This is a genomic window from Prosthecobacter sp., from assembly GCF_034366625.1.
Lineage (GTDB): Bacteria > Verrucomicrobiota > Verrucomicrobiia > Verrucomicrobiales > Verrucomicrobiaceae > Prosthecobacter.
Genome location: NZ_JAXMIH010000030.1, coordinates 142,932 through 151,862, shown reverse-complemented (window position 1 = coordinate 151,862; position 8,931 = coordinate 142,932). Strand labels below are relative to the sequence as shown.

The following is an 8,931-nucleotide window of genomic DNA, read 5'->3' as shown; positions in this document are numbered from 1 at the left end:
GAGCTGGACTGAGGCGACGAAGGAGCTGGCCATCCACTCCGCCTACGTCGAGTCCGTCGTCGGTAATTCGATCACCGTGGGCGATGTGGGAGCCGTCCCCGAGCCCAGCCGTGCGCTGCTGGCACTGGCCGGTCTGGGTGGTGTGGCCCTGCGCCGCAGGCGGAAGCAGGCGGTGTAGTCATTCGCGCATCAGCATCGACTCAAGAATCACCCAGGTGCGGGCCGCAGTGCCCGCACTTTTTTGTGACAGCAGCCCCAGAAGGTAAACCACAGAGGCACGATGGACATAGAGGTCTGAAAAGACCCTGAATGGAAATCTCTGTGTCCATCGTGGTTCGCTTCGCGGCTTCGCAGCTGTGGTTAAATTCATTTTTCCTCTCCACGGTGGCGGATTCATCGAATCAGGGGAATCAGCATTCCTGCTCGAGGCATGCTGCACCGGTCAGAATGTTTCAGGCTAAATTATAAACCTTAATTTAGTATATCATCTTAACCCATGGATCAGAGTGTTTGTTGTATTTTCCATATGATTCCACTCCCTGCTGCCCCTTGCCCTTCACCCCGTCTGAGTTCACGCCATCGCACGCCCTTGGCGTCCTACCTCACCGGCGCTCTTGGCACGGCAGCCGTGCTTGGCTCATCGCAGGTGCAGGCGGCCATCGTCTATTGGAATCCCACCGACGTCAGCACCAGCACCGGCATGGTTGACTTCAGCATGACTTCGGGGGCGGCCGGAGATTCTTTGTTCGACTTCGACAATTCGGGTGAGTTTCGGCTGTTTGGCGGCCAGCCGAACTACACATTTATGCTGCCAAGCAGTTATAGCTACAGCGCTGTCGAGCTGTCCAGTAATCGGCTGCTTCGGCTCAACCTTGGTGATTCAATCGGCTCGAATTTGGCATTTAACTCAAGTTGGCTGTACTTTGACAATCGTAACAGCGCTGGCCATCCGTGGAACACGAACTTGGACGGCACCACGGGCTATATTGGTCTGCGCTTCCAAATCGGCAGCCAGGACCATTTCGGCTGGGCGCGGATCACCTATGATGATGCCACCACCGACCATCTCACCCTGCACGACTTCGCCTATGAGAGCGCGGCCAACACCGGCATCCTGGCCGGCGCGGGCGCGGCGGCGGTGCCCGAGCCCAGCCGTGCGCTGCTGGCACTGGCCGGTCTGGGCGGTGTGGCCCTGCGCCGCAGGCGGAAGCAGGCGGTGTAAGCCTCCGCTCCGCAGCATCAACTCAACAACACCCAAGTGCGGGCACCTCTGGTTGTTCAGGCATGGGATGAACTGTCAGGTCTTGGATAAAAGTGGCAGAAAAGAACTGAGTTGTCCGAATGGGATTTGATGGCAATCTTGGCCTCATGAACGCCGCAACACTGCCCGCCATCGCAGGCCTCAGTCTGGAGGAGAAATGGAGCCTCGCGGTCGAACTTTGGGATGAGGTGGACGAGCGGCAGGCGGAACTGCCGACGAATCCTGCCATCCTGAAGATCGTGGAGCAGCGCTTTGCGGAATTTGAGCGTGACCCGAGCACAGCGATGACGCTGGAGCAGTTCAAACGTCACTTTCAACTGCCGTGAACCTGAGTGAGATCGTGCTCCTGCAAGGGGCGCAGAGTGATGTACTGAGCATCTACGCCGTGCAGGGCGAGCGGATTTATCAGCGGGTCGATCACGCGCTGGGGATTTTACGCTTGTTCCCGGAAGCCGGGCCGCCGCAAAGCGGCGGGCGCATCCGGCGGCTCGTGGTCACCAAGACGAACTTTGGCATCTTTTACACCGTGTCGGGAAAACGGGTGTTCGTCGGCGCGGTGATGGATCTTCGGCAATCCGAGGAGACGATCGGGCGCAGACTCCGGGAGTTGTGAGCGCTTCCTGCGCCGCCGCCGGAAGCAGGCGGCGTAAGCCTCCGCACTTCAGCATCGACTCAACAATCACGAGGGTGCGGGCAGCAGTGTCCGCACTTTTTTATGACCTAGACCCGGAAGAACTTCACCACAGATGCACGATGAACACAGAGGTCTGAAAAAAGCTCCTGATCAGAAATCTCTGTGTCCATCGTGACTCTGTGGTTAAAATCATTTTTCTTTCCATGCCTGAAACCTCACACCCCAAACCCAAACTCCTCCTTGTCGGCTGGGACAGCGCGGACTGGAAGATCATCCAGCCGCTGGTCGATGCCGGGCAGATGCCTGCGCTGCAGCGCCTGCTCGAACAAGGCACCTCGGGCAATCTGACCACGCTGGACCCGCAGCTCTCGCCGATGCTCTGGACGAGCATCGCCACCGGGAAGCATGCGTATCATCATGGCGTGCCGGGTTTTACGGAGGTGAATGAGGCAGGCCAAGTGGTGCCGGTCTCGGCAGCGACACGTCGTTGCAAGACGGTGTGGGAGATGCTGGGCGAGCGCGGACTCAAATCCCATGTGGTGAGCTGGTTCGCCACGCAGGGAGAGCAGCATCCGCAGGGCTGCATCGTCTCGAACTTGTACAACAGCTTCAAGCACCAGGAAGACGCGCCGGAAGACTGGCCCAAGCCCGCGCCGGGCACTTACTGGCCGGAAGACCTCGCCGAGCATCTCAACGAGCGCCGCGTGAGCCCCTGGGACATCGATCCTGATGAAGTCCTGCGCTTGTTCGTGCCGGATGCGCCGTCGATTGATCAAGCCAAGGACAAACGCCTCTGGCATCTCGCGGAACGGCTCGCGGAAGCCAGCAGCGTCCACTCTGCCGCGTGCTGGCTGATGGAAAACCGGCCCGACTGGGACTTCACGGCCATCTATTACCGCGCCATCGACGAGATCTGCCACGAGTTCATGCCCTTTCACCCGCCGCAGATGCCGGGCGCGCCGGATGCTGACTTCGCGCTTTACAAGGACGTGGTGAACAGCGCTTACCGCTTTCACGACCTGCTGCTGGCCCGCCTGATGCAGATCGCCGGTCCTGACACCGCGCTCATGCTGGTCAGCGACCACGGCTTCCACAGCGATCACCTGCGGCCCACCTTCACGCCGCGTGTTCCCGCCGGCATCACCGTGTGGCATCGCCCCCAGGGCATCTTTGCCGCCGCCGGGCCGGGCTTCAAACAGGACGCGCTGATCTACGGTGCCCGTCTGCTCGACGTAACACCGACGATCCTGAGCTACTTCGATCTCCCCGTCGGCCAGGACATGGAAGGCCGCGTGCTGCGTGAGGCGTTTGAAGAAGCCCCGGACGTGAAGACGATTCCGACCTGGGAAAGCGCCTCCAAGCCCCATCCCTCTCAAGCATCCCAGCTCACCGACGCCGACAACAAGGCGCTGCTGCAGCAGTTCGTCGATCTCGGCTACATCAACGAGATCTCCGACGACCCCGGCGAAGCCGCTGAGGAAACGAATCGCGAAAACACCTGGAACATGGCCCGCGCCTGCATGGACACCGGCCGCCACGAGCAGGCCCTGCCGATGCTGGAGGACATTTATCATCGCTATCCCGAGCGGCTCGATTACGCCCAGGTGCTCGCCCGCTGCTACCTGCGCCTCGGCTTGTTGAACGAGGCAGAACAGACTGTCGCGGCCATCCTGGCAGGTTTCGGCGACAAAACCGCCGCGCACATGATCCGCGCCAACATCGCCATCGAGCGCAAGCAGCCCGCGCAAGCACTGGAGCACCTTGCCATCATCGCCGCAGAGCGTCCGCGTGATCTCGCCTACCTGAGCCTGCGCATTGAGGCGCTGCTCAAACTGCACCGCTGGGAGGACTGCCAGCAGACCTGCCACACCACGCTGGAGGTCGATCCGCACAATGCGCTGGCCCACATCGGCCTCGCGCGCTCCGCACTGCATCTCGATCAGCCGGAAGACGCTGTCGATTACGCGCTGGCGGCCACCGGCTTCCAGTACGGCAATCCGCGCGGCCATTTCCTCCTCGGCGTCGCCTTGGTCACGCTGAAGCAGTGGAACGCCGCCTCTCAGGCCCTCAGCCTCGCCACACAGCTCGCGCCGCATTTTTACCCCGCGTGGCATTACCTCGCTACGGCGTTGCGCGGCCAAGGAAACACGGAAGCCGCCGAAGGAGCCCTCTTGAAACTCAAACTGCTCCGCAGCGAGCACCGCAAGGCCGAGCAGGAGCGCACCGAGCGCGTCCGCCGCGAGAGCGCCGCCCGCGTGCCCGCTCTCGCGGCTGAAGGAAAACGCCGTCTTGAAGAAAAGCGCGAACGCGCAGCCGCCAGCAAGAGCGACATGCCTGCGGACCAGGAGTTCGTGCTCGTCAGCGGCCTGCCCCGCAGCGGCACCAGCCTCATGATGCAGATGCTCCGCGCTGGCGGCATGGAACTCATGCACGATGGCAAACGCGAGGCCGACATCGACAATCCCGAAGGCTACTGGGAGTGGGAGGACATCAAGAACCTGCCCAAACGCCCGTTGCTCATCGAGCAGGCCCACGGCAAGGCCACCAAGGTCATCAGCGCCCTGCTGCCGAACCTGCCGCCGAAGCACAAGTACAAGATCATTTTCATGACGCGTCCCGTGCAGGAGGTCGTCGCCAGCCAGTGGCAGATGCTCGAGCACAAAGGCACGAATCCCAAGACCGAGCGCGCGCATCTCGAAACCGCGCAGCAAAAGCACGCGCTCGACATACTTGTCGTCCTGCGCAAACACACGCGCGTGAGCCTGCTGGAAGTCGATTACCCCGCCCTCGTCCGCGATCCTCAAGTCGGAGCCGCGCTCATCGCCGATTTCCTCGGTGAAGGCCGCCTGCCACGACATCAGGCGATGCCTGCCGTTGTGAACCCACAGCTTCATCGTCAGCGCAGCATCTGAACGCCAGGGCAGGAATCATCACGCTTAAATCGTTACATTTACGTCACAAAAACTCAGAAAAGCAGAGGCTGATCGGGGGAATCGCCCTGGGTGCGTGAGCGGCGTTTGCGGGGAGCGTTGTCGTCGTGCGTCATCTCCTCTTCGATCACAGGAGCGGCACCCATAGCCGGTTCCGGCGGGGTGAATTCCGGGGAGTCGGCGGTGACTGGAAGCGTTTCAAAATGCGTTACATCGTCAGCGTCGAAGGCCTGCAATTCATGCATGATATTTTGACTGGTCTCCAGTGGTTTATTCTGTGTTTCAACGTTTTTCACGGGAGACTCTTTGGGCGTTAACACCGGCTCATAACGTAACGCTTTAGCAACGATTTCCACCTGACGCGCCAGCTTGCGTTTCCGATGCACGGCGACGCGCTGGGCAGTGAGGGCGCGGACCTTGGCGAGACCGCCATTGTGGCGGTCGAGGTTCTTCAAACCGAGCTTTCCGTCCCCTTCCACGAGCCAGCCGCAGACCACAAGGGCGGCGGCGAAGCCTTTGCGGCCGACGAGCTTGTCGATGAACTCTTTGGTAACGCCCAAATCGTTTGCCGGGGCGCGATTCACCTCCACCCAAGACCAGAGGCGGACGAGTTTGCCGAGCACGGCGTCGGCGTCCATGCGGAGGGTGGTGGCGATGGCGCAGATCTCCGGTTTGTCCGGCGTGGCGGTTTCGATTTTGATCCAAGGGCGACGCATGCCCGATCTTTGGCGAGGAATGCCCGGACGGCAAGTGAACGCAGAGAGCGTTACATTGAACAGGCATGGAGAGGCAACGCTCCGGCGGCGTTGCCGACTACGCAGACACATGGGGAAGTCTGCCCTCCGCACGTTAGAAGCTCATGGGGATCTGCGAGGCTTCGACGGCGAGGGCGGGCGGGATGACGCGGCGGAAGTCGTCGAGGGAGACAGGCTTGGTGAGGAAGGCGTTCATGCCACACTCGCGGCACTCCTCCTTGACGCCGGTGAGGGCGTGGCCGGTCATGGCGATGATGGCGGGCTGGTGCTTGAGCTGGAAATTGCCACGGATGCGGCGGGTGGCCTCGACACCGCCCATGACGGGCATCTGGAGATCCATGAAGACGATGTCGTAGCTGTTCTGGGCGACCATGCTGACGGCCTCCTCGCCGTTGTTGGCGATGTCCATCTTGGCGTAGCCGAGACGCTGGAGGAGCATGGTGGCGATCTTCTGATTCAAGGGCTGATCCTCGACGAGGAGGATGCGCGCGGGGTTTTGGCTGGCGAAGTTATCGACCTCGGCTTTGGCGACCTTGGCGATGGCGCGGTTGGTGGAGCTGGAGACCTGCGCATCGTGACCGCCAGCAGCGGAACGTGCGGCACCTTGATCGGACATGAAGATGGCCGGAGGAGCGGGCGTGTCGAGGACGGAGGGCGTGGCAAAGCTGGCGGCCAGGGGCTGGAAGAAGGTCTGGGGGGGAACCTGCATCTGGGGCGGCTGCATTTGATGCAGCATGGGGGTGCTGGCGGGACGCAGGACGGGCATACCGGGCGGTGTGAGCATGGGAGCGATGGCGGGGACGTGAGCCATGGCGACGGGCGTGGTGATGACACGCCGCGGCATGCGGTAGAGCTCGGCCATGGTGCGCAGCAACTCGCGCCGCTTGAGGGGCTTGGAGAGGCGGCTGTGGCGGCTGCCCGGGGGCGGGGCGCAGCGCTCGCGGTCGAGCTTCGCGCTGGTGATGGGCATGATGGTGATGATGGCGGTGCCGCGGACGGCGGCGGCATTCAGCAGCGGCAGGGCCTCCTCATGGCGCAAGCGTGAGACATCGAGGATGAAGAGTCCGGCCTCCTCCAGGACGTGGCCGAGTTCCTCCAGGGAGCGTTCGCGCAGGATGTTCACGGTCATGCCCCACTGCTGGAGCGACTGATTGAGCACCTGGAGGGTGGTGGGATGCGCGCTGTACACGGTGACGGGGCGGCTTTTGACGACATCCATCCAGGCGATCTCCTCCTCGCGCGATTCATCATCGGGGGCGACGACGAGCGGCACCTCGAAGAAGAAGTCGGAGCCCTTCCCTTCCTCGCTGACGACGCTGATCTCACCGTGCATGAGTTTGACGAGTTTTTTGGAGATGGCGAGGCCGAGGCCGGTGCCGCCATACTTGCGGGTGGTGGAGGTGTCGGCCTGGTTGAAGGCCTGGAAGAGCTGGCCGATTTTTTCCGCCGGGATGCCGATACCGGTGTCGCGCACGGAGAAATGGAGGAGGGTCTGGTCGCCCTGCGGGGTCTGGCGGGAGACCTGACGGACGAGGATGAGGATCTCGCCGCGTTCGGTGAACTTGATGGCGTTGCCGACGAGGTTGACGAGGATCTGCTTGATGCGCTGGAAGTCGCCCATGACCTTGCGCGGCAGGGCGGTGTCGATGTGGACGTTGAGCTCGATGTTTCTCTCGGCGGCCTTGTGGGAGAAGACATCGGTGGTCTCGCTGAGAAGTTTTTCGATGTCCAAGGGCAGTTTTTCGATGTCCATCTTGGCAGACTCGAGCTTGGAGAAGTCGAGGATGTCATTGATGACATGGAGGAGGGACTCGCCGCTGGAGCGGATCATGCGCACGAGTTCCTCCTGCTCGTCATCGAGACCCATCTCGATGAGCAGGCTGGTGGTGCCGATGATGCCATTCATCGGCGTGCGGATTTCGTGGCTCATGTTGGCGAGGAAGTTGCCCTTGGCGGCGGTGGCGGTCTCGGCCTGGCGCTTGGCGGCCTCGTACTCGATGAGGAGGGCATGCTTGCGATGATCCTCCTCCTGTACGTGGGTGATCATCGCATTAAACTCCTCCTGAACAAGGTCGAGATCGTCGCGGCCACGGGCGGGGACGCGGATGTTGAGATTACCGGAGCGCATGGCGCGGAAGGCCTCCACGAGGGCGCGTGTTTTCCGGGTGATGCGCGTGCCAATGATGTAGAAGCTGAACACCGCGAGGGCGAGACCGGCACAGCCGCCGAGAATGGGCACCATGAGGCGCTGGGTGTTGAGCAGATGGCGCAACTGCACCAGCGGCTGGCGGGCGATGAACGCACCGGCGACATGGCCGTCACGGCTGTAAAGCGGGGCGGCGCTGATGAGCCAGTGGTCGGCCCCGTTGATCTCCAGAGACCGGCTGTCGCTGGTGTCATCCATCACGAGGGAGCTGCCCGCCATGACGCGGTAGATGAGATTATCCATGTGAGCCGGGGAGGGCTCCTCAATGATGCACTTCTGGCAGATGGGCAGGATGGCGATGGGCGGGGATTTCGCCACGGGCAGCCCCCCTGCTCCGGCGGCAGCCTGACGAGGCGCGACGACCTCGACCTGCAAGCCGAGATTTTGTAGCGCAGGCGGGATGTCCACCGTCTGCAGGCGCATGCGCATGCGGGTTTCATTCTCCCAGTTCAAGGGTGCCACGCCGGTGATCTCCGGCTCGGTGAGCGCCTGACGGTTCAACTCCATCTGCCCGGCAAGCACGACCGCGCCGAGGTAGGAGCTCTGCACGAAGCGCAGGGTGATGAACTCCTGCCAGAGGAATCCGGACGCAGTCGCCCCCGCACCGACCAGGACGGCAAACATGCCCAGCAGGGTGAAGCGATTGGCGATCTGGAAATTGAACCTCATGACGCAGTTCCAGGCTGCAGAGTGGAGACGACCCCGACTGCCTCGATGTCCTGAACCATGGCGCGGCGCACGGCGAGGCAGAGGCTTTCGAGATTGAAGGGCTTGTGCAGTACATCGACGAAACCGATAGCCTGGCAGAGATCCTTCACATCCTCCTGAAAGTAACCGCTGCAGGCGATGACGGGCAGGCGCGGATCGCAGGCGCGCAGCCATTCGAGCACTTCAAAGCCGGAGGCCCCCTCAGGCATGGTGATGTCCAGGATTGCCACGCTGAAGCGCTGCCCCTCCTCGACGCCTTTACGCACGAGCTCGAGCGCTTCCTCCCCGCTGCGCGAGGCCACGGCCTCAAAACCGTGGGCTTCCAGCACGGCCTTGCCCACGGCAAGAACGTGCGGTTCATCATCAACGATCAGCACGCGGGCGACGGCGCGCGCGGCGAATTCACGAGGGAGGAGCTGGGTGGATTGTGACATGGC

Annotated in this window: 7 protein-coding genes; 4 read left to right on the top strand and 3 right to left on the bottom strand. The window is 62.2% G+C overall.

Annotated elements, in window-relative coordinates; all coding sequences use genetic code 11:
* Nucleotides 1–589: 589 nt before the first annotated feature.
* From U1A53_RS27050 to U1A53_RS27035, 4 genes are all read left to right on the top strand, one after another.
* Complete coding sequence (locus U1A53_RS27050; RefSeq protein ID WP_322285056.1) at nucleotides 590–1,222, top strand: PEP-CTERM sorting domain-containing protein; 633 nt, start codon at nucleotides 590–592, stop codon at nucleotides 1,220–1,222.
* Nucleotides 1,223–1,368: 146 nt separating this feature from the next.
* Nucleotides 1,369–1,587, top strand: a complete 219-nt coding sequence (locus U1A53_RS27045; protein WP_322285055.1) for an addiction module protein — start codon at nucleotides 1,369–1,371, stop codon at nucleotides 1,585–1,587.
* The gene (locus U1A53_RS27040; protein ID WP_322285054.1) at nucleotides 1,584–1,874 is read left to right on the top strand and encodes a hypothetical protein; all 291 of its coding nucleotides are present in this window, start codon (nucleotides 1,584–1,586) and stop codon (nucleotides 1,872–1,874) included. Before U1A53_RS27045 ends, U1A53_RS27040 begins: the two co-directional genes overlap by 4 nt.
* Nucleotides 1,875–2,098: 224 nt before the next feature.
* On the top strand, nucleotides 2,099–4,807 hold the full coding sequence (locus U1A53_RS27035; protein WP_322285053.1) for an alkaline phosphatase family protein: 2,709 nt from the start codon (nucleotides 2,099–2,101) through the stop codon (nucleotides 4,805–4,807).
* Between the two features lie 53 nt (nucleotides 4,808–4,860).
* On the opposite strand, the gene U1A53_RS27030 is transcribed toward U1A53_RS27035, so the two are convergent.
* From U1A53_RS27030 to U1A53_RS27020, 3 genes are all read right to left on the bottom strand, one after another.
* Nucleotides 4,861–5,541, bottom strand: a complete 681-nt coding sequence (locus U1A53_RS27030; protein WP_322285052.1) for a hypothetical protein — start codon at nucleotides 5,539–5,541, stop codon at nucleotides 4,861–4,863.
* Nucleotides 5,542–5,674: 133 nt separating this feature from the next.
* Nucleotides 5,675–8,455 (bottom strand): ATP-binding protein, encoded by a 2,781-nt coding sequence (locus U1A53_RS27025; RefSeq protein ID WP_322285051.1) that lies wholly within the window; start codon nucleotides 8,453–8,455, stop codon nucleotides 5,675–5,677.
* Nucleotides 8,452–8,928 carry a response regulator gene (locus U1A53_RS27020; RefSeq protein ID WP_322285050.1) on the bottom strand — a complete coding sequence of 159 codons (477 nt, stop codon included), beginning with the start codon at nucleotides 8,926–8,928 and terminating at the stop codon, nucleotides 8,452–8,454. The genes U1A53_RS27025 and U1A53_RS27020 overlap by 4 nt, the downstream gene beginning before the upstream one ends.
* Between the last annotated feature and the right edge of the window lie 3 nt (nucleotides 8,929–8,931).